The 20,415-nt window shown below is 43.8% G+C and carries 16 protein-coding genes and 1 pseudogene; 5 read left to right on the top strand and 12 right to left on the bottom strand.

Annotation, left to right across the window (positions count from 1 at the left end; all coding sequences use genetic code 11):
- Positions 1-37 precede the first annotated feature (37 nt).
- A complete protein-coding gene (locus tag FW774_RS01905; protein WP_149346465.1) occupies positions 38-2,212 on the bottom strand; it encodes a biosynthetic peptidoglycan transglycosylase in 2,175 nt (724 codons plus the stop codon).
- Positions 2,213-2,338: 126 nt separating this feature from the next.
- Between FW774_RS01905 and FW774_RS01900 the strand changes: the two genes are divergently transcribed.
- The 3 genes from FW774_RS01900 (at position 2,339) to FW774_RS01890 (ending at position 4,489) form a co-directional block, all read left to right on the top strand.
- A complete protein-coding gene (locus FW774_RS01900; RefSeq protein ID WP_149346464.1) occupies positions 2,339-3,418 on the top strand; it encodes an Mrp/NBP35 family ATP-binding protein in 1,080 nt (359 codons plus the stop codon).
- A 36-nt stretch (positions 3,419-3,454) separates the two neighbouring features.
- Complete coding sequence (locus tag FW774_RS01895) at positions 3,455-3,733, top strand: NifU family protein (RefSeq protein ID WP_149346463.1); 279 nt, start codon at positions 3,455-3,457, stop codon at positions 3,731-3,733.
- Between the two features lie 111 nt (positions 3,734-3,844).
- The gene (locus tag FW774_RS01890; RefSeq protein ID WP_149346462.1) at positions 3,845-4,489 is read left to right on the top strand and encodes a carboxypeptidase-like regulatory domain-containing protein; all 645 of its coding nucleotides are present in this window, start codon (positions 3,845-3,847) and stop codon (positions 4,487-4,489) included.
- 36 nt (positions 4,490-4,525) lie between these two features.
- On the opposite strand, the gene FW774_RS20320 is transcribed toward FW774_RS01890, so the two are convergent.
- The 3 genes and pseudogenes from FW774_RS20320 to budA all read right to left on the bottom strand — a co-directional run bounded on the left by FW774_RS20320 (position 4,526) and on the right by budA (position 6,124).
- Complete coding sequence (locus FW774_RS20320; protein WP_187774776.1) at positions 4,526-4,675, bottom strand: hypothetical protein; 150 nt, start codon at positions 4,673-4,675, stop codon at positions 4,526-4,528.
- Positions 4,672-5,246: pseudogene (locus tag FW774_RS01885) on the bottom strand (zeta toxin family protein). The gene FW774_RS20320 and the pseudogene FW774_RS01885 overlap by 4 nt, the downstream one beginning before the upstream one ends.
- A gap of 89 nt (positions 5,247-5,335) precedes the next feature.
- Positions 5,336-6,124 (bottom strand): acetolactate decarboxylase, encoded by a 789-nt coding sequence (budA, locus tag FW774_RS01880; protein ID WP_149346461.1) that lies wholly within the window; start codon positions 6,122-6,124, stop codon positions 5,336-5,338.
- Positions 6,125-6,250: 126 nt separating this feature from the next.
- Here budA and FW774_RS01875 point away from each other — a divergent pair, with 126 nt between their 5' ends.
- Positions 6,251-9,622: a DEAD/DEAH box helicase gene (locus FW774_RS01875; protein WP_149346460.1), complete on the top strand. Its 3,372-nt coding sequence runs from the start codon at positions 6,251-6,253 to the stop codon at positions 9,620-9,622.
- Between the two features lie 175 nt (positions 9,623-9,797).
- Here FW774_RS01875 and FW774_RS01870 read toward each other — a convergent pair whose 3' ends face one another.
- From FW774_RS01870 to FW774_RS01855, 4 genes are all read right to left on the bottom strand, one after another.
- Positions 9,798-10,583: an SDR family NAD(P)-dependent oxidoreductase gene (locus tag FW774_RS01870; RefSeq protein WP_149346459.1), complete on the bottom strand. Its 786-nt coding sequence runs from the start codon at positions 10,581-10,583 to the stop codon at positions 9,798-9,800.
- A 51-nt stretch (positions 10,584-10,634) separates the two neighbouring features.
- Positions 10,635-11,801: a mandelate racemase/muconate lactonizing enzyme family protein gene (locus FW774_RS01865; RefSeq protein WP_149346458.1), complete on the bottom strand. Its 1,167-nt coding sequence runs from the start codon at positions 11,799-11,801 to the stop codon at positions 10,635-10,637.
- Between the two features lie 186 nt (positions 11,802-11,987).
- On the bottom strand, positions 11,988-14,912 hold the full coding sequence (locus tag FW774_RS01860; RefSeq protein ID WP_149346457.1) for a glycoside hydrolase family 2 TIM barrel-domain containing protein: 2,925 nt from the start codon (positions 14,910-14,912) through the stop codon (positions 11,988-11,990).
- 306 nt (positions 14,913-15,218) lie between these two features.
- Complete coding sequence (locus FW774_RS01855; protein ID WP_149346456.1) at positions 15,219-15,947, bottom strand: RraA family protein; 729 nt, start codon at positions 15,945-15,947, stop codon at positions 15,219-15,221.
- Between the two features lie 214 nt (positions 15,948-16,161).
- Between FW774_RS01855 and FW774_RS01850 the strand changes: the two genes are divergently transcribed.
- Positions 16,162-17,028, top strand: a complete 867-nt coding sequence (locus tag FW774_RS01850) for an AraC family transcriptional regulator (RefSeq protein ID WP_149346455.1) — start codon at positions 16,162-16,164, stop codon at positions 17,026-17,028.
- Between the two features lie 50 nt (positions 17,029-17,078).
- Here the strand turns inward: FW774_RS01850 and FW774_RS01845 are convergent, their stop codons facing one another.
- The 4 genes from FW774_RS01845 to FW774_RS01830 form a co-directional block, all read right to left on the bottom strand.
- Complete coding sequence (locus FW774_RS01845; protein ID WP_149346454.1) at positions 17,079-17,390, bottom strand: helix-turn-helix domain-containing protein; 312 nt, start codon at positions 17,388-17,390, stop codon at positions 17,079-17,081.
- Positions 17,365-17,721 (bottom strand): type II toxin-antitoxin system RelE/ParE family toxin, encoded by a 357-nt coding sequence (locus tag FW774_RS01840; protein ID WP_149346453.1) that lies wholly within the window; start codon positions 17,719-17,721, stop codon positions 17,365-17,367. Before FW774_RS01840 ends, FW774_RS01845 begins: the two co-directional genes overlap by 26 nt.
- 83 nt (positions 17,722-17,804) lie before the next feature.
- The gene (locus FW774_RS01835; protein ID WP_149346452.1) at positions 17,805-19,511 is read right to left on the bottom strand and encodes a sodium:solute symporter family transporter; all 1,707 of its coding nucleotides are present in this window, start codon (positions 19,509-19,511) and stop codon (positions 17,805-17,807) included.
- A 45-nt stretch (positions 19,512-19,556) separates the two neighbouring features.
- The gene (locus FW774_RS01830; protein WP_149346451.1) at positions 19,557-20,411 is read right to left on the bottom strand and encodes a glycerophosphodiester phosphodiesterase family protein; all 855 of its coding nucleotides are present in this window, start codon (positions 20,409-20,411) and stop codon (positions 19,557-19,559) included.
- Positions 20,412-20,415 lie beyond the last annotated feature (4 nt).

The raw sequence follows: 20,415 nt of genomic DNA, 5'->3' as shown, positions 1-20,415 counted from the left end.
ACTTATAACTTACCACCTAAAACTTACAACTTATAACTTATCTGTAACCTGCTTCACGCTCCCGTTTGCGTTCCTGCCGCCGTTGTTCCCGGCGTTCACGCCGAAGCTCAGCCGGGGTTTTCACAGTATCTGCCGGTTGCTGCTGCACGGGATGATGTTGTTTAGCCGGTGGCATGCTTAGCGTATCGGTTTTTTCCTTCTTTTTACCGAAGATACGATCCAGGAATGAGCGGGTGTCGGCATCATCATCCACATCTTTCATCAATGTATCAATAGATATGGTATCGGGGGCAATCTGCTGACGCAGGCTTTCTTTGAGTCGTACAGAATAAAAGCCGTAGGCATTGGTATCGGGAGCAGTCAGCCCCTTTCGGGCCATTAATCCGCCGATAAGCTTAAAATATCCGCGTAGACTGCCGCGTAAGCTGCCGTCGGGTTCAAAAAAGTACAGGCCCTTTTTAGGCCGTGGGACAATGCTGGCCAGGAAAATACTTTCGCCTAAGGTGAGGTCGGCGGGAAGTTTACCAAAATAATACCGTGATGCTTCGCCAATGCCATACACATTTCGTCCCCACTCTATCAGGTTGAGATAGGTCTCAAACATGCGTGATTTGCCGGAGATGTGATTATTCTCTATGAGCCATACCAGCAAAATTTCCTCTATTTTCCGGGCCAGCGTTTTTTGCCGGTTCAGGTACACGTTTTTCACCAGCTGCATGGAAATAGTGCTGGCGCCACGCTTAAATGCTTTTTCCTTAAAATCGGTGGCAATAGACTTGCGGATGGATTCTTCTACAAAACCGCGATGCGAATAAAAGGAGGGATCTTCGGCCGTTAAAACCGCATTTTTAAGATTGGCCGATATATTGTCTAAAGGGGTAAAGTTGGGGTTTGGCGGGCCGACAATGATATCACGCATGGGTTTGCCGTATTCGTATGGCGTATAGACAAAGGTGTTATTTATTTTATCCAGCGGCGTTGTGCCCCAGCTAACAATCTTGAAATTCTTTTTGTTAAGCCTCGAATCAAACTGCACGGCATCGGGGTTGGAAGTGTCCAGCCGGAAATTCAGATCGTATTGAAGTGTGCCTGTTACTTTTATGCCGTTCAGCGATTCGAACAGACCTTCGGGAAAGGAATTGAACAGTTCCTGGGCATCCAGCTCGTCGGTATGCAGTTTTACTTCGTAAATTTTGTTGGGGCGAAGCGTGTATTTTATAAACGGTTTCGCGGTAATATTTTTCAGGTGGATGACGGAGGAGCTGTCGACCGAAACATAATTTTCGCCGATCATCAGGTCGGCATCAACAGAGCCGGAAGGTACTACAATATCGTGCGCAGCAATTTTGGGCTGGTTGATCAGCAGGTTCCTGATGGCGTAGGTTCCCTTTAAACGCAAACCATCGCCATTATGAATTACTTTACGCAGCTGTGCGTGGATGGTATCAAAATTCAGCACCAGATCGTACTTACGTTTCAGCAAAGGCAGCTCTACTTTCTTACCTTCGGCAAACAGGCTGATGTCAAATTGCTTATCGCCGGGCTCCACTTCGCCCTGGGCATGCCATACCGATTCGTTATTGTTTACCTGGATGGTAGATCTCAGTTCACCGTTTTTGATGGTTGCCGTGCTGACAAAAAAACGCAGGCTGTCTTTATTGCCCACGTAACTCAGATCAAAATTGCGGATATCCATGTTATCCGGTATCTTGTTAAGCAATTTATTGAGCAGGTTGTTAGCCAGCTCTGCCAGGTTCAGCTTCGTTCGGGCAGTGGTATCCTGGTTTTTCTTCCTGAAAAGGAAATCATAGTTACGCAGGCTGTCGCGTTTTATCAGCGAGATCCGCCCGTCGGACAGTTCAAGTTCGCCAAACTTTACATTACCAAATAACAGCGGGAACAGCTTAACGCCCACACGCAGCTTACTGATGTGTGCCAGGCTGTCGCGATTTTCGGGCACAACCGTAATATTATCAAACACAACGGTTTGCAATCCGTCAAAACGGGCTTTATCTACAGAAAGATTGAGGTGATATTCAGTCTTAGCCTTGCGGATGGCTTTTTGCAGGGTAGCTTGTAAAATGGATTCACGTTTATTATACGCTATCATTATACCCGTAATGAGTATAACCAATAAAACAGCAATAGTAATAATACCGGCTCTGACATATTTTCCGGGAACGTGCATAACGGACAGGAACTTTCTTTTCATTAAACTGTTACGGCTTAAAAACGTTTTAAAGCACTAATTATTTCCAGAATGTAAATATCTGCAAAAAGGCCATGTAAACAAGCGCTTAACGGTACAGGTTTTGTAATTTTGCAGCATACACGCATCATGATTACAAAAGAGCAAGTTTTAAACGCATTAAGCCACGTTGAAGAGCCAGATCTGAAAAAAGACCTGGTTACCCTGAACATGGTTGAGGATATTGTTATCCAGGATAATCACATCAGTTTTTCGGTTATATTAACTACTCCCGCCTGTCCGCTGAAAGGCCTGATAGAAAACGCCTGCCGTAATGCTATTAAACATTTTGTAAGTGCCGATGCAGAAGTAACTATTAAAATGACATCGCGGGTGGCGGCACAAAAAAATCCGTACCTCGATAACATCAAAAATATTATTGTTGTGGCTTCGGGCAAAGGCGGTGTGGGTAAATCTACGGTATCGGCCAACCTGGCATTGGGCCTTGCACAGAGTGGCGCAAAGGTTGGATTGATTGACGCTGATATTTACGGTCCTTCTATTCCGATTATGTTCAATGTTGAAGGGCAGCGGCCTCATGCCATACAAACGCCTGATGGCAAAACCCGCATTTTACCGATAGAGCAATACGGCATCAAGCTGCTGTCTATCGGCTTTTTCACCAATCCCGACCAGCCTGTTCCGTGGCGTGGGCCGATGGTATCTAATGCGGTGAAACAACTGTTCAATGATGCCGACTGGGGCGATCTGGATTACCTGGTGGTAGACCTTCCACCGGGAACAGGTGATATACACATTACATTGGCCCAGGGTTTCCCGGTTGCCGGGGCCGTTATTGTTACCACGCCGCAAAATGTGGCTTTGGCCGATGCCCGTAAAGGGATCGGCATGTTCATGATGAATGGTATTAATGTACCGCTGCTGGGTGTGGTAGAGAACATGTCGTATTTTACACCGGCAGAGCTGCCGCAAAATAAATATTATATTTTTGGTGAAAATGGCGGCAAGCGCCTGGCAGAGCAGTTCCAGGTACCTTTTTTAGGCGAGATACCGCTGGTAAAAGGTATCAGCGATTCGGGTGATTCGGGCAAACCGGTTATCCTGGAAACAGGTAACCCGGCGGCAGCGGCCTTTAAGGAAATAGCGCAAAAAGTAGCACAGCAGGTTTCAATTGCTAATGCCAAAAGTAATTTGCCGGCTGATAATTAATTTTTTTGTACCTTTATACTAATAAAATTTGTGTTCATGGATTTGTTGCAAAAAGTAGAAGCGGCATTAGATAGTATCCGTCCTTACCTGGAAGCAGATGGCGGTAATGTATTGGTAGAAGAGATAACGCCTGACCATGTGGTAAAGCTACGTCTTTTAGGCGCCTGCGGTTCATGCCCAATGAGCATTATGACCATGAAAGCCGGCATTGAACAGGCCATTAAAAAGGCTGTACCCGAAGTTGAAAGCGTTGAAGCCATCAATTTAACCGATATGGACGATCCGAATGCAGTAATGCCAGAGCAGTTTAACTAAACAGCATAAAAAATATTTTTATGAAACGGCGGTGGATAAGTATGCATCGCCGTTTTTATTTAACGTTTTTTAACGATACAATTGCATGATTTTTGATAGCTTTACCAGGATATGAAAAAACTATTGGCCATACTGATCATCATCACAGCACTGTTTAACATAGCAAGGGCGCAGGAAAAGCCTCTTGTACAGTTCTCGGGTGTGGTGTACAATGCCGATAGCAATTCTGTGGTTCCGTATGTAACCATCATTAATAAAACATCCCGAAGCGCCGTATTTTCAACTAATTACCAGGGATATTTTTCATTTGTTGCACATGAGCAGGACACGCTGGTCTTCAGCTCGGTTGGTTACCGTAAAGAGGCTATTGTTATACCCCAGGGCGTTTCAAATAACCGTTATACCGTACTGGTTAAAATGAAACCCGAAGCCATAAACCTGCCTGTAGTTCGGGTGTACCCCTGGGCCAGTATCGATGAGTTTACCCGCGAATTTATGACCATGAAATTTGCGGATGACGACCTGGAAATTGCCAAGAAAAATCTGGGTAAAGATAAGCTGCTGGCTTCTGCTAAAGTGCTTCCGCGGGATGCCGCAGAATTGGGTACTATCAATTTCCAGAATAACCACGTTGCTTTAACCAATAAAAATATTAATATGCGTGGAGCCAATCCATTGTTCAACCCATTTGCATGGAGCGCTTTGATTCAGCAAATTATGCAGGGCGATAAAAGTCGTAACAACGATAATGATTAGATTGGTTTAGAGCAATTTTATTATTTTCAAGTTCACTCAAGGCTTGATTTTAACAATCTTACCGTCTTTGAGTATCACCAACTCTGATTTTTTCTGCTTTTTAAACTCAATCAGCTTTTCATATACTTTTTCAAGACCAAGAAGAATTTTATCATATAGTTCTTTTTGTTTTTCGGCTTTAGTCATCGCAAATTCTTCAATTTATTAAAACTAATTTCGTTAATAATTTCGATATTCTCTATAATGTTCTTTTTTGCAATCAGTTGGTATTTTCCTTCTGAATTATCAAAAATCAACACTCCATCAACAATGGGCAGGTAAATATCGAATAAATTTCTAATACCTTTATGTATCTTCTTTCAATCACGTTGGGGGCGATGTTGTGGACGCCCTCGGCTACCCGGGTTTTTACCCTTTCTTTTGCCAGCTCAATACTTTGCAGCCAGAAGAAGAGAAGGGTTACGGTATATCCGTTGCGTTTGGCTTCCTTGATTTTGCCGCTATAGCTTTTGGTAGCTAAGGTAGTTTCAAAGGCAAAGCTTTCGTTATTGGCCAGCAGTTCGTGAATACGGTTTAACATTATCCTACCTGCTTCAAAGGCTACTTTTTCAGGCTGGAAGGGCGATAAGCCTTTGGCTATTTCATCAGCATTGACAAATTCTTTACATAAAATAATTTCGGGCAGTATGGTAAACGAGGCAGTAGTTTTGCCTGCGCCGTTGCAACCTGCAATAATGTAAAGGTTTTTATCTGCCATGTAACAAATATAAGCTGTTTTAATATCAGCCTGTAGCCAAGGATACATTATTCTACTTCCGTAGATTGTGCCCCATGGTAGAATTATTTTTATTTCTTCCCGTTTTCTACCTGCTTCACTTCTTCGCGGCGGTCTTTGGTAAAATCAAAATGCTCAAAATCGCTGGTTTGCGGAATATCTACCGTAAAGCTGTCCAGAACATCTACTTCGATGGTAACTGCGCCGGTTTGTAAATCGACGATATGCCCTCCGGATTGCTTATCCGCTGATAAAAAATGAAAATGATAGCCGCTGATATTCGGGCCTTCCATATAGTCTGGTATACGATAACCCACCAGCTCGCCACGAACATCATGAAATGAAAAGAAGTGCTGGAGATTTAACATGGCAGCCAGGGGTTTATACGGTTTTTGCATAACAGGCGGAAAAGCCCGCGTTTTAATTTGCCCGAACGTTCCTTTGATATGAATGGCGTAAATACCATTCTGATTAGGCAGCACGCTGTCCAGGTAAGCGCAGAGCTTATCTTTGCTTAAGGGCAAGGTAGCTTTAAATACCTTATCGGCATGGAAAAAGTTAACTACCGCAAAAGGTGTAAACCCGGTATCGGGTATTTCAAACGTTTTGCCGCTGCTTTGTGTCTGATAGATGTGTCCGTTTAACAGCAGCAGCTCACCATCCAGCTTATCGGGTGCACCCAGCCCAAAATCGCCATGTAATTTCAATTTGCTGTATGGATAGTAGGCATCGTACAACCCACCGATAAAAGCGCCGGCATGTCCGGCTGTATATAACGTATTATTTTCTTTAGATTCTGCATGCTGGGCATTAGCGTTAAAATGGTACAGGCAAAGCAAGATCAGCACATACTGCTTCATGATTGAAGGTTTTGGGATAAAGATAATGGAAATGAGGGAGTAGTTTATTTAAAAATGGAAGAGCAATGCAAACCTTTTTCCACTTTTATTACCTATTGTCGTCCGGCTGATTGATATTTGGAAAATATGAACGCCGGCAATACTTCATCGCTTTCGGAAAACTATACCTATGCTATCCCCAATAGAACCATTACCGGTTTGAATGAAGTATTTATCCAGATACACAGCGCAGATAGCTTTAGCCCGCATGAGAACGGTTTTTTAAATCTTCATCCTGAAAGCATTGAAATAAACTCCGCCTTGTTTATCAGCGAAAAGCAAAACAACGTTTCGACCTTGGTAATCCAGGAAAATAACAGCCTGCTGCTCTCTTGTTCCTGTTGTTCGGTAAGCGATAAACTTTGTCCGCATCAATCGCAGGCCTTGTATAATATTTTGACGCGTGCAGAATTACGCATCTTTTTTGATGAGATATTGAGAGCCCATACGTTAAGGAAGTTTGCGGAACCGTACGGTTTGCAGCACGAAAAAAATATCGAACAGTACTTTCTGTTAGCGTATCACAACGGTTCCGTATCTGTTAAACCGGCTTCGGCCAGTCTGGTACCGCTTACTGCCGATACCTTAAAGTTCCGGGAAAACCTGCTTCTTGACAGTTATTTGCCCAAAACGGTTTCTAATCCCGATAAGGAAACCCTGGTAATATTTAAACAGCACAGGTATTACAGGCATTTGCAAATTGAGCTGTACGAAGCGGCTTTAACACAAAACGGCAAGCCTAAGAATCCGCTGAAATTTATCAACGCGTCGGAAAAGGTCTGGCATTCTGAAAACCCCACAGAATCGAAATTTTATTTCGGCATTGGCCAGTTTCAGCATAAAATTACCGCTGAGCGGTCTGCGCCGGAGTTAGACGCGTTAAAAGCCGTCTGCAAAAACCCAATGCAGCTCAGATTTTACCAGCATATATCCGGGTCATCAGAAAATATTGTCGCGGGAGCTTTAAGCCCGATCCAACTGGGCGCTATTATTCACAGCCTGGAATTGTCTGTTGACCTGAAAGAGCCGTTTTATGAGGTAAGCGCTGCTATTTACCTGAACCAGCACAGGCATCCGCTGGACGACGTAACCATTAAATTCCAGTACTTTTTAGAGATAGATAATGCTTTTCACCTTGCCGGAAATTTGAAGCTGCTCAGCACCGTCGAGTTCTTTAAGGCGCACAGCAATACGCTGCTCATCCATCAGTCAAAATACCCGGAATTCAGGGAAAACATATTGGTTAAGCTGGAAGAATATGCCGAAATCAATTACGCTTATCTGCCGCCTGCCACCCCGGAACAACTGGCGGAAAATAATCTTAACCAGCCACCGGAACGTTTTATTTATCTGAAAGATGCTGACCCTTACGTGGAGCTTCACCCGGTAATGAAGTACGGAAACCATGAAATATCCATACTCAGCAAAAGGCAGGTTTATCCCAAAGGCATTAAAACGGGTTTTATTATCCAGCGGGATAAAGCGGCTGAATTTGATTTTATCAGGCAAATTACTCACCAGCATCCTTATTTTGAAGAGCAGATGGAAGACGTGCTTCCGTTTTTCTACCTGCATAAAAAGCATTTTTTAAACGAGGACTGGTTTCTCCGGGTGTTTGAAAAGTGGCAAAGCCAGGCTATCCGTATTCTTGGATTCAATACGTTAAAGGGAAATAAGCTCAATCCGAACCCGGTGAAGATAACCATCCGCTTATTGAGCGGAACGGATTGGTTCAACGCCGATATTGATGTACGTTACGGGAAGAAAAAAGCCGGGCTGGTCGCCATCAGCAGGGCGATACGTAATAAAAGCAAATATATCCCGCTGGATGATGGCACTTTGGGGATATTGCCGCAGGAATGGCTGGAAAAGTTTACCGCTTATTTCAGTTCTGGAGATATTGAGGATGATACGCTGAAAATCGCGAAAAGCAATTTCAGTGTCATTACAGCACTGTTTGACGATGAACAGATTGACCGGCAGGTCAAAGCCGAGCTCGCCCTTTTCAACAAAAAGCTGCTTCATTTCGAAGCTATTGAAGATACGCCTGTACCACCGGATTTAAAAGCTGAATTGCGAGATTATCAGAAGCAGGGACTCAACTGGCTGAATTTTCTGGATGATTTTAATTTAGGCGGCTGCCTGGCCGATGATATGGGTTTGGGTAAATCTGTTCAAATCCTTGCCTTTATTTTATCGCAACGCGGTAAGCGGGCGGATAATACAAACCTGCTGGTTGTGCCTACTTCGCTTATTTTTAACTGGCAGGCGGAAGTGAGAAAGTTTGCGCCGTCGTTAAAGCTGCATACGTTGTATGGAACCGGCCGTTCTTTGGATACGAAGCAGTTCGGTCAATATGAACTGATACTGACTTCGTACGGAACATTGCTCTCCGACATTCGTTTTTTGAAGAATTACACGTTCAATTATGTCTTTCTCGATGAATCGCAGAATATTAAAAATCCCGATTCGCAACGGTATAAGGCCGCCTGTTTATTAAAATCGAGAAATAAGATAGCCATTACGGGAACCCCGGTAGAGAATAACACCTTCGACCTGTATGCGCAGCTTTCGTTTGCCTGTCCCGGACTTTTGGGCAGCAAACAATACTTTAAGGATATCTATTCTAACCCGATTGATACCTTCAGCGACAGCAAACGGGCGCTGGAATTGCAGCAAAAAATACAGCCGTTTATCCTGCGAAGAACCAAGGCTGAGGTATTAAAAGAGCTTCCGGAAAAAACCGAGATGGTTATTCATTGTGCGATGGATGCCGCACAACGCGGCATTTACGATGCTTTTGAAAAAGAATTCCGGGAATTTATTTGCAGCAAAACGGAAGAAGAGATTCCTAAAAGCTCCATGCATGTTTTAAAAGGGCTGACACGGTTAAGGCAGATTTGCAATTCGCCTCTGCTGCTTCATGATGATGAAATAAACGAAAAGGCATCCGGTAAAATAGCTACGCTTCTTGAGCAGATCAGAACAAAATCGCCGCAGCATAAAATCCTGGTATTTTCACAATTTGTTTCTATGCTTGAACTGATAAAGAAAGCGTTGACGGAAGAGGAAATCCCATTCTGTTACCTTACCGGAAGCACAAAAAACAGGAGCGAAGTGGTAAAGGAATTTCAGGACGATGTTACTAAGCGTGTTTTCCTGATAAGCCTGAAAGCTGGTGGAACGGGTTTGAATTTAACCCAGGCTGATTATGTGTACCTGGTTGACCCGTGGTGGAATCCGGCAGTAGAAAACCAGGCCATAGACCGCATTTACCGCATCGGGCAGAAAAAGAATATTGTTGCGGTGCGCCTGATTTGTCCTGATACCGTTGAAGAGAAAATCCTGAATATGCAGGAAAGTAAAAAAGACCTGTTCAATAACCTGATTCTATCTGATGCTGGTATGGCAAAATCTTTTACAAAAAGTGAGCTGCTTGGGCTGTTAAATAAGGAATAAATAGAATATTCCGAAAAGTCAGATTGAGCGAAGCTCCGGCTTCGTTCAGCTACTTATAAGCCTCTGGCTAAAATAAAATACTCAAACCTACTTTCCTTTACGGCAGGTTTCAAAACTTTTCCACTATTCAAGGCTTAAGTTGTCCAGTGTTCTTACCCGCACTAAAGGCATACGCTTAATCCTGTAATAACGCACTTCTTCCGCCATCTAATAAATAGGTAGTGCCACTGGCAAATGAAGCATATTCGCTGGCTAAGAAAACGCACCAGGCGCCCACCTCTTCCGTTGTTCCGATTTTTTTAACCGGGTGTAAGGCGATGGTTCGCTGGCGTTCTCCGGCAGCATCGGCAAATGAATTAAACCAGGTTTGATTTCCCGGCGTATCAATAAATCCCGGCGCCAGGCCAACCGTCCGGATTTCAGGCCCCCATTCAATTGCAAGGCTTCGTACAAGTCCCGTTAAGGCCGTTTTTGTTACATTATAAGGAAAACAGCCGGGAATAGTAGCAAAGGCGTGGTTAGAGGTCATGATAATGATAACGCCCTGCTGCTTTTGAAGGTAAGGTTTGCAGAGCTTTGCAAGCCGCCAATGGGCAGCCAGGTTCAAATCATGATTTTTCATCCATTCTTCTTCTGTACAATCTGCTGCGCCCTCAAAAAAATTTATACCCGCGTTAGAAACCAGTATATCTATTTTCCCAAAGCGGGATATGGTTTCATCTACCAGTTGCTGCAATTGCTCTGCCTTGGTTACATTGGTTTGTACATACAGGGCTTTAGCTCTACATTCCTCTACAGATTCGGTAAAGCGTTTTGCAACGTCACTATCACGACTGTGGCGTCCGCACCCGGCAATGTCTGCACCTGCACGGGCAAACATTTTTGCTATACCCGCACCTATACCCGAAGTAACTCCGGTAATAAGTACCGTTTTGTTTTTCAGATTAATTTCTAACGCCATAGTTCCCGTTCTTCATAAAAGTATTTCATCTCCCTGTAATAATAAGCAGGGTTACACGTAAAAACCTGTCCTGGGCTTCAATATGCCGGGGTGTTTCTTCATTTCTTCTTCTACTAAATCAACTCCTAAACCCGGCCGGTCTGATAATTGCAGGTGACCGTTTTTAATCATATCTTTTATAGGATGCGTAATAACCGTATCCCGCCAGGCTACATCGGTGAACATGAATTCCTGCCTGAAAAAATTGGGCACAGAGGCACATACATGGGCGCTGGATAACGTGGAAAGTGGCCCATTGGGATTATGGGGAGCCAATAAAACGTTGTAAGCCTCCATCATGGTGGCCATGCGTTTCATTTCAGAAGGGCCACCGCAGCGGGTAATATCGGGCATCATCACATCACAAACGTTTTTTTCTAATACCGGGCGAATACCGTAACGGGTATAATGCCTTTCGCCAACGCAGATAGATACATTGGAAGGAATACGGTCTCTCATGGCCCGCAACGTATCGGCGCTTTCGGGACCGGCAGGTTCCTCATACCAGGTGATGTTAAGCTCGGCCAGGCGCTGTGCCATTTTTACCGCTACCTGGTAGTTTAGCATGGCATGGGTTTCAATCATGATATCGAATTCAGGGCCAACCGCATCACGCACGGCTTTGCTTACATTAAATGCCAAATCCTGCTGTTTTGCCGTTAGCGTAAGATTAGACGACAAATCTTCGCCATACAGGTAGTTGGCATGCGCAAAGGGGTCGAACTTCAGGCCGGTAAATCCGGCATCCTTTACTTTTTTCGCCTGTTCGGCATAATCGCTTTCGTTATGTCCGCCACCGGTGAACCAGTAATTCGCGTACAGCAAAATCTCCTTGCGGAAAGCGCCGCCCAATAGCTCATAACAAGGCACCTGCATTATTTTTGCTTTCAGGTCGAGCAGGGCCATGTCAATACCGCTGATAGCACACATGCTGGCGCCAAAAGGGCCTATCCAGTTCAGGTCGCGATATAATTTTGTCCAGATAAAATCCGTCCGCATCGGGTCGAGGCCGATAATCCGTTCGCCAACATGCTTGGCAGCATGGTAAACAATGGGGCTTCCGGGCCAGTTGGTAGCTTCGCCCACACCGGTATGCCCGGTATCGGTATAGATTTTCAATAAGGTCCAGTTGTATTTTACACCTTCAACTAACCAGACTTTGACATCGGTAATTTTCATAGTTTAATTGACAGTTCAGTTGACAGTTGACAGTTGATAATTGATAATTGATAATTGACAGTTGACAGTTGACAGTTGACAGTTATTATTAGCTTACACATCAAAAACGACTCAATGGGCTTAGCCTGATATCGTCAGGATATATAAATAAGATGACACTTTAAATTCAAATCAGGTTTCATGAGCTTATTTTATACGGAATGTTACCTGGCCGCTTACCGTTTTGCGGGCTATATTGATTTTTCCATCGCTGGCCGGTGGCCGGTAAAAGGGTTCAGAACCATTATTGTTGTAATCGGCTACCAGCAATTGCATACGCTCATCCTGCAACCAGGCCCTGACCGCCTGCGTACCGTCCGAAATAATTTCAATCCCGTTACCCGATTTATCTGTTAACGATGCCCGGTAAATATACCGTTTAGTTGACCGGAAATCGTTTGAACCTAAATCATTGGCATCATCCCGCCAATCGCCGGCAGGCATTTCCCGTGGCTTCTCAACAGAACGCAGGTGAACCGCATTCAGGTAAGCCTCACCTTCATTTCTCCCGATATTATTATCCGGATACATGCTGAAATCTCCTTTTCGTTTCCAGCTTAATCTATCAAAATTTACGGGCAACTGCATCATCATTCCATACTGCCGGGGCAGCGAATCAACTCCTTTATACTGCACCTGGTAACCAGCCGTTACCGTACCGTTATTCAAAAAATGATACGATTGTTTCCCCTCCGCGTTGGTATAAGTTACGTTCATAGAAATTTTAATGCCATCAGCCTGCTTTTGCACCGAGAGGCTGTCTGTAAACCTGACAGATAGCGGGTAATTTTTGAAAGGATAAATATCATTCTGGTACGTCTGGTTAGCGACTCCCGGTTTGCCGCCGTCGTCTTTGTTCAGGGGTACAATGCCAAAAACCGGCCCTTGCCTCACTATTTCCTTACTTTCTTTTTTTACGGATAGAATCATACCGGTTGTTTTACTAATCAGGTAGGTAATTTTCCCCTGCTGAACAGTGATTGATGCATCATTCTCCGCATAGGAAACGTTAACCTTATCATAGTTTTCATTTACCGGGCTTTCTTTGAGTATGATTTTCTCCTCATTGGCAATGAAGCCCCGTGGGTCAGTGAATGATATCAGCACTTCTTTTGAGGTGCCATTAACGGGAATATTCACAACGCCCTGCCCGTGAGGAGGAATATCAGCATGGATTGTCTGAGATTTACCATCTACCGTACACGAAATTTTAAGCTCTTTCAGGTTGGTAAAATCGTAGCGGTTTTCAACAGATAGTTTCAGGTTATTTTTTTCAACAACCGGGTGACTGATATTGGTAATCACTACCGGCGAGTAGGCTTTTTTCATCCCGAAATATTCCGGTTTCAGCCTGCGCCAACCGTCAATTACACCCCAGGGGCCGTACCCAATAATACGCCCGTCTGGCAGGTGGAAGGTATCATCAATTCCACTCCAAATAGCGCCGCCCAAACAGGATTTATATTTATACATGGCGGTATACATTTGCGCCAGTGGTGCGCCATACCCGTCGCGAATGCCCGGGTCTGTTACCAGCTCTCTCCTGTTGTAACATGAAACGTGCGCATACTCTCCAAACAATACGGGCCGCTTAATGGTATCTAAAAATGCCTCGAATCTGAGGTTCGGATAATGATATACCGCGATATCGGCCTGGCTTCCGTAGTGGTTACCCTTACCCCAGGCCTGGTCATGAAATGACGTTGGACGCGACGGGTCAAGCTGCTTTACAATTTCATTTACTTTGCTCCACAATGGGCTCCACCTCGATTCATTGCCTAATGACCAGATTATAATGGAGGGATGATTTCGCTGCGCTATCATTTTCTCAACATTCGCGGCAACCATGAACGGTAAAAACCGGGTATCGCTATAATCCCATTTCCTCCAGACAGGCGCAGCACCATGACCAACCCAGCACAATGCAGCCTCAGATTCTACAAATAACCCCAGCTCATCTGCCGCTTCTAAAAACTCCGTTGAGGGTGGATAATGTGAAGTGCGGATATAATTGCAATTTCCTGCCCGGAACAATTCGGCATCTTTTCTGCACAAGTCAGGCGTAATGCTTCGTCCGGTTAACGGGTAGATATCGTGCCGGTTCACCCCACGCAGCTTTACAGGCATCCCGTTCACCAGCAACTGGCCATTTTTTATGTCTATTTGCCTGAACCCGACCCGTTGCGTGTTACGCTGTAGTAGCTTGCCATTTTCATACAACTCGGTTGTTAAGGTATACAGATACGGGTGCTCGGCATCCCATTTCTTTGGGGAATTTACTTTTAACGTAACCGATTTTGAAGATGTCGCATTCGCGTTAACGGAAATATCAGAGGCGGATTCTGTTACTATTTTTCCTTCTTTATCAGACAGGCGGAATTTCAAGGTCGCATTCCCGGAGCGATTTGCCTCGTTAGCTGCTGAATACTGAATGTTCAGGCTGGCATTTTTAAACCGGCTGTCGAATGTAGTAGTTACAGCCATATCCGCAATGTTGATACCGGGCAGGGCGAACAAAGTCACTTTCCGGAGAATACCGCCAACCGTATGCGCCGCATATTGCGAAACGCAGGCCAGCCTGTCGCTGATTGTTAAAGCCTGTACCTCAACCTGCAGTATATTATCACTGCTTTTTAACGCACTGGTTATATCTACCTCAAATGGAACAAAACCGCCTTCGTGCGACGCTACCTGTTTGCCGTTAACCTTTACTACGGCATGCGAACTGACACCATCAAAGCGAATTTTAATTCTTTTTCCATTCCATTCTGCAGGGATATTCAATGGCCGGCTATATAGCGCCGTTTCACCCTCATGTACCGTAAAGCCCTGCATTTCCCATTCGCCGGGCACTTCTATAGCCGCGGTTTTATTACCGGCGCCCACCGTAAATTGCCATTTGCCATTAAGGGTTAACTGAGCGTTTTTAGTACCAGCAACCTCCTGCGGTAAGGGCGAAAGCCGGGGAATATTGGCTTTAAATGCCTCTGCATTGACTATGCTGTTCCGGGCATCAGCATATAAGGATAAGCTTATGGACAGGATAAAAAAACTAATCTTAAGAAATCTCATGGACGTAAATTTTTAGAGCTTCGTTTTTAATTGGAACAGTACAAATTGTTTAATTATAATTTGATTTACCTTTCGTTATTCCCTTCTTTAATACAGAAAGGGCCTAAAGTCTTATAGCGTTTACGGCGTTACAAACGCCGGATAATTATGCACTCGTTACAAGCGAGCGCAAGCAGAAAGCCCACCCCCAACCCTCCCAAAGGGAGGGAGCTTAGTTTCTGCTCTCTGTCTTGTTTTTTTACTTCTATATTCTTACTTCTCTCTTAGCTCCCGGATTATAAGCTCCTTTCTCCTCTTATCTGAAAGCTACATAATGCCGTACTTTTTAAAGGCTTCTGCTGCACTCATCCCTTCCTGTATTTTTTTGTGCACCATTTTTTCGCCCCTGGCTTTCTCAATCGCCAAACGGAAAACCTCGGTCACCGCATGCTGCGGCACCACGCATACACCGTCAATATCGCCCATAACAATATCCCCGGGGTGGATCAACACGCCGTTCATCTGTATAGGCGTACGAAAACCAATAACTTTTCCACGGGGGGCCTGATCCTGGGCATAGCTTCCATACGAAAATGAAGGAAAATTTAAAGCCAGTATTCCCCTGGTATCTCTTAAATAACCGTCTACCACGGCGCCTGCGGCACCTAATGTTTGAGCCCGGGCGGCCATTAATTCGCCCCACAGGGCATAAGTTGGCGAAGCTCCGGCACAAACATATACTTCATTTTGCTTCAAATCGTCTAACGCTTCCAGCATGAGGCCAAACGGCTTGTTTAAAACAGCGTTATGACTACTCTCATTACTTGTAACATCAGCTTCCAGCACCGTCATAGCCCGGCCAACTACAAACATGTCGTTTCGTAAGGGCCTTATTTCAGGGGATAAGAATTGATGCATAAGGCCTATTTTATCCATGATATCGCCTACAACTGCCGTATAAAGCTCATTCCTGGCAATAGTGAACAATTCATCATCATCTTTCCACTTTTCTTCCTTTATATGGAATACTTCAGCAATGTTTTCAGGAATCTTCATTATGTTGGTTAATATGTTAATGCCTGCTAAAAAACAGAAATCTGATTTTAATAGCTTTCATTCAAAGGTATCTGGCTTAGCATGAATATCCTTCAATTATATTATCAATATATTAATGTTATTTTAGCGGATATTTTCAAATTATCATTTTTTACAGTTAATATTGGATTAATATCATATCCAGCAATAGTTATACCGGCAAATCAGAATAGGCATGAGACCCCAGTTAATTGATACACCCTCATCCGGAAAAAATACGATACAGATAAAAAAAGTTGATACATTTTTTTTAGAAAGTCCATTCCATTTTCACCACCTCTGTGAGCTGGTTTGGATCGAAGAAAGTTATGGAAAACGGATTGTGGGTGATAATATTGCTAATTTTGAGGCGGGTGACCTGGTATTGATGGGCCCTTACCTGCCGCATATCTGGCAAAACGACCCGGTTTTTTCGCTTAAGAAAAAGAGCTTCAGGGCTAAAGCGACCGTCGTTTATTTTCCCCAGGATTTTTATGTAAATCTCTCTGATGAAGTTTCCGTTATTCAACCCATACAGGAACTAATAAAGAAGGCTGCACGGGGCTTAAAATTTTATGGCGCTGCTTACAAAAGCGTTACCAGGCTGCTTTCTGAACTATCCAGGATGGAGGGCTTTGAGAAAATACTGACTTTTTTGCGGGTTATTAACCTGTTAACACATTCCAGGGAATACGAATACCTGGCAACGGTATCGTACAAAAATTTACAGGATGAGCGGGATGCAAAGCGTATTAATGTGATCTACCAGTTTCTGATGCAGAATTTCCATCGAAACATCACCCTGGAAGAGATTTCGGCGGTAGGCAACATGTCTCCCACGGCCTTTTGCCGTTTTTTTAAAAGCCATACCCAAAAATCGTTTATCCAGTTTTTAAACGAGCTCAGAATAGGGCACGCCTGCAAGCTCTTACAAAATAAGGACTATTCTATTGCCGATGCCTGCTACGAAAGCGGCTATAATAACCTGGCTAATTTTAATAAATTCTTTAAGCTGATCACGCATAAAAATCCTTCGGAATACCGGAAGCAGATTAATGTGTAGAGGGCATGAAAATGCAGCTAACCAATTCAGAAAATAACCTTAATGCTTTTTTACAAATCGAGTGTAAGCTTTAAATGGCCTCCTAATCCTTCCCGTATAATTCGCATCAGTGTTGAGAGCCTGATGTCACTTGCATTATTCTCTATCCGGGAAATATAATTTTTAGTTGTTCCAACTTTTAAAGCTAATTCTTCCTGCGTAAGATTCTTTTGTTTTCGTGCTTCCTGAATTAAAATGCCGATTTTAAACGCCTCAAACTCTTCCTCATACTTTTCACGGGAAGCAGTGCCTGCTTTCCCATATTTTTTATCTAAGTGCTCGTCCCAGGAAACCAGATTATTTATGTTTGGCTTGTTCTTCATAATATCTTTGTTTTAAACGTTCCGCTTTTTCAATCTCTTGTTTCGGAGTTTTATCGGTCTTTTTTTGAAACCCACTCAACAGGATTATTAAATTCCCTTTGTCAAAGAAACAAAATATGCGAAATATATTGCTACCGACCTTTATCCGTATCTCATAAAGTCCATTTGCTCCTGCCAGATGTTTGAAAAACTTCTCAGGAATAATTTTAAGTGTCCTTACAAGTCCAATTACCCAATCAATCTTATCCTGAACTTCTTTCTTTTGAGAATTATAGAAATCCCAAAACTCGGTTCCATACACATAAGTATCTCGTAGGAATTTTTCTGACACATGTCAAAGTTACCGGTTTGGATAACAAAAGGCAAATTTTAGTTATCTGGCTGCCAGAATAGTAATTGAATGATTTCCCCATTTTACCAAAACCTGATATAAAGCGCCGTTAAAATGCTCAGAATAATGGCTATTAAAACCCAGGTGGATGACGAAAGACGAAACATATTACCATCTACCTCGATCTTAGCGCCTTCTTTTGGGCCACCAGGAAATAACAGGCTGATAGCAATCATCAATACAACGGTAAATACGAAAACCCAACCCATGCTTACCATGAACGGGATGATACAGGTTCCATTAGCATCGGGATAAGCGGTATACCACAGGGTTTCTGTTCCCAGCCAGTTAACTATAAACCGGTCAAAAATTACCGATAAAACAAGCGAACCGATGATACCGGTAAAGGCTGCGGCCGAAGTAGTTCTTTTCCAGAAAAAGCCCAATAGAAAAACTGCCAGAATACCCGGCGAAACAAAACCTGTGTACTTTTGAATAAACTCAAAGCCTCCCCTGCTGCCAATTCCTATGGCATCATTCCAGTTTACGGCAATAGCTATTACAATTGCGAGTATAATGGTAAGGCGACCTATCCAGATTAACTTTTTTTCATCCGAATTTTTATTCAAATACTTTTTATAAATATCCAGGGTAAAAATGGTGGATATACTGTTTGCCTTGCCCGCAAGCGAGGCTACTATAGCGGCAGTAAGCGCTGCAAGACTTAATCCTTTAAGACCAACGGGCAAAAAATTCAGGATAGCCGCATAGGCATTATCTTCCCTGAACTCGCCCCCGGTAAGCATTTGCTGCTGTAATTCGCCATGCTGGTATAAAACATAAGCGGCAATGCCGGGCAGCACTACAATCAGGGGCATTAACAATTTTAAAAATGCCGAAAAGAGGATACCGTTCCGGGCTGTTTTTAAATCTGCGCCTAAAGCCCGTTGTGTGATGTACTGGTTACAGCCCCAGTAATTGAGGTTGGCAACCCACATCCCGGCAGCCATCATGGCCAGTCCCGGCAGACTTATGTACCGGTTAATTTCTTCGGGAGACGAGGTTGCGGAGGGTTTATCAAAAATCATTTTAAAGTGTTCCGGCGCCTGTTTTAACAACTGATTGAACCCGGCAAAAACGTTGCTGCCCATGCCAAACTTTTCAGATACCAGGGTAAGGGCAAGATACGTAGTGGCAAGTCCGCCAAGAATCAGGAAAAACACCTGGATAACATCGGTATAACCAATTACTTTCATACCGCCAATAGTAATTATGAACGCCGCCGCTGCAAGGCAAATCATCACGATATGAAAATAGCCGTCGCCAACCAGGTTACTCAACGCTATGGTTCCCAAAAACAGGATAGATGTAAGGTTGACAAACACATACAGAAAGAGCCAGAAAACCGCCATAATCAGGCCCACTGGTTCATTATACCGTTTCTGGAGAAACTGGGGCATGGTATAAATCTCATTTTTCAGAAAAATGGGAATAAAAAATACGGCTACCAGGATCAATCCTACAGCTCCCGACCATTCATAAACTGAAATGGCCAGACCAAGGCGAAATCCGTTGCCGGACATCCCGACAAACTGCTCGGCAGAAATGTTAGAGGCTATGATGGATGCCCCGATAGCCCACCACGTGAGCGATCCTTCTGCCAGGAAAAAATCGGTTGAGCTGGCCTGCCTGCTTTTCTTTTTGTTGTAGATGTAATAGCCGTAACAGGCAACTAACAGGAAATAGCCGATAAATACAATATGATCCGGCGGTTGGAGATTGCGAAACATAATATGGTGGTGGTATTGAGCGACTAATTTATTGGGTACCCTGGGTTAAAAATAATCGGGATAATCTGAAATAACTACATCCACACCCATTTGCCTGAGCCGTTCAATCTCACTTTTGTCATCCACGGTCCAGGTAATAACCTGGATATTATTTTTATGGCAATAATCAATCATTTCCCTGGTTACCTGTTTATAGTACGGACTATAGCCCGTGGGTTTAAATGACAACTTTTGCAGGTTGGCTTTAAAATCATCCCTGCCAATAAAAACAAGGTATGCTGTTTTTGTACCGGGATATTTTTTGTGCAGGTATTCCAGGGCCTCGACATCAAACGATTGGATAATCACACGGTCGGTTATGTTTTTTTCTGCGATGATCTTCATGGCGGCATCAACCAGGTGTTGCTTGTAGAGCTCAGGCAGCTTTCCGGAAGGAACTTTTATTTCAACCGAATAGGAGGGTTTTTCAAGCCCTCCTTTTTGAGCATATCTTTCAACAGAGTCTACCAGTTCGGCAAAAAGCGGAATATAAGCTTTTACATTCTTCTTTCGTGGAAACTCAGGATTGGGCCGGGTACCAATGTCAAAACTTCTCAGTTCAGGATAAGTGTACTCAATTATCCTTTTTTTGTTTGCCTGCTCTTTGGTTACGTAGCTTCCATCAGGATTGGTGGCGTAAACCGGCGAAATTACGCCATCATGATAAACAAAAACCTGGTTATCCCTGCTCAGGTAAAGATCCATTTCCAATGCCGTATCAAAATCCAGGGCATTTTCCATGGCGATAACGGTATTTTCGGGCATTAAGCCCCGCCCGCCCCGGTGCGAAAATTTGAATTGCTGGGCGCTACTCACCAGATGCAGGCATACAACCATACCGGTAATAAACAATCTTTTCATAGTT

This window comes from Pedobacter sp. BS3 (assembly GCF_008274585.1).
Classification (GTDB): Bacteria; Bacteroidota; Bacteroidia; order Sphingobacteriales; family Sphingobacteriaceae; genus Hufsiella_A.
Note: the sequence above shows the minus strand (reverse complement) of the source record. Positions and strands in the feature narration are given on the sequence as shown.

Coding starts and splice junctions, on each gene's coding strand:
- FW774_RS01905 (WP_149346465.1), bottom strand. CDS start 2,212: ATGAAAAGAAAGTTCCTGTCCGTTATGCACGTTCCCGGAAAATATGTC.
- FW774_RS01900 (WP_149346464.1), top strand. CDS start 2,339: ATGATTACAAAAGAGCAAGTTTTAAACGCATTAAGCCACGTTGAAGAG.
- FW774_RS01895 (WP_149346463.1), top strand. CDS start 3,455: ATGGATTTGTTGCAAAAAGTAGAAGCGGCATTAGATAGTATCCGTCCT.
- FW774_RS01890 (WP_149346462.1), top strand. CDS start 3,845: ATGAAAAAACTATTGGCCATACTGATCATCATCACAGCACTGTTTAAC.
- FW774_RS20320 (WP_187774776.1), bottom strand. CDS start 4,675: ATGACTAAAGCCGAAAAACAAAAAGAACTATATGATAAAATTCTTCTT.
- budA (WP_149346461.1), bottom strand. CDS start 6,124: ATGAAGCAGTATGTGCTGATCTTGCTTTGCCTGTACCATTTTAACGCT.
- FW774_RS01875 (WP_149346460.1), top strand. CDS start 6,251: ATGAACGCCGGCAATACTTCATCGCTTTCGGAAAACTATACCTATGCT.
- FW774_RS01870 (WP_149346459.1), bottom strand. CDS start 10,583: ATGGCGTTAGAAATTAATCTGAAAAACAAAACGGTACTTATTACCGGA.
- FW774_RS01865 (WP_149346458.1), bottom strand. CDS start 11,801: ATGAAAATTACCGATGTCAAAGTCTGGTTAGTTGAAGGTGTAAAATAC.
- FW774_RS01860 (WP_149346457.1), bottom strand. CDS start 14,912: ATGAGATTTCTTAAGATTAGTTTTTTTATCCTGTCCATAAGCTTATCC.
- FW774_RS01855 (WP_149346456.1), bottom strand. CDS start 15,947: ATGAAGATTCCTGAAAACATTGCTGAAGTATTCCATATAAAGGAAGAA.
- FW774_RS01850 (WP_149346455.1), top strand. CDS start 16,162: ATGAGACCCCAGTTAATTGATACACCCTCATCCGGAAAAAATACGATA.
- FW774_RS01845 (WP_149346454.1), bottom strand. CDS start 17,390: ATGAAGAACAAGCCAAACATAAATAATCTGGTTTCCTGGGACGAGCAC.
- FW774_RS01835 (WP_149346452.1), bottom strand. CDS start 19,511: ATGTTTCGCAATCTCCAACCGCCGGATCATATTGTATTTATCGGCTAT.
- FW774_RS01830 (WP_149346451.1), bottom strand. CDS start 20,411: ATGAAAAGATTGTTTATTACCGGTATGGTTGTATGCCTGCATCTGGTG.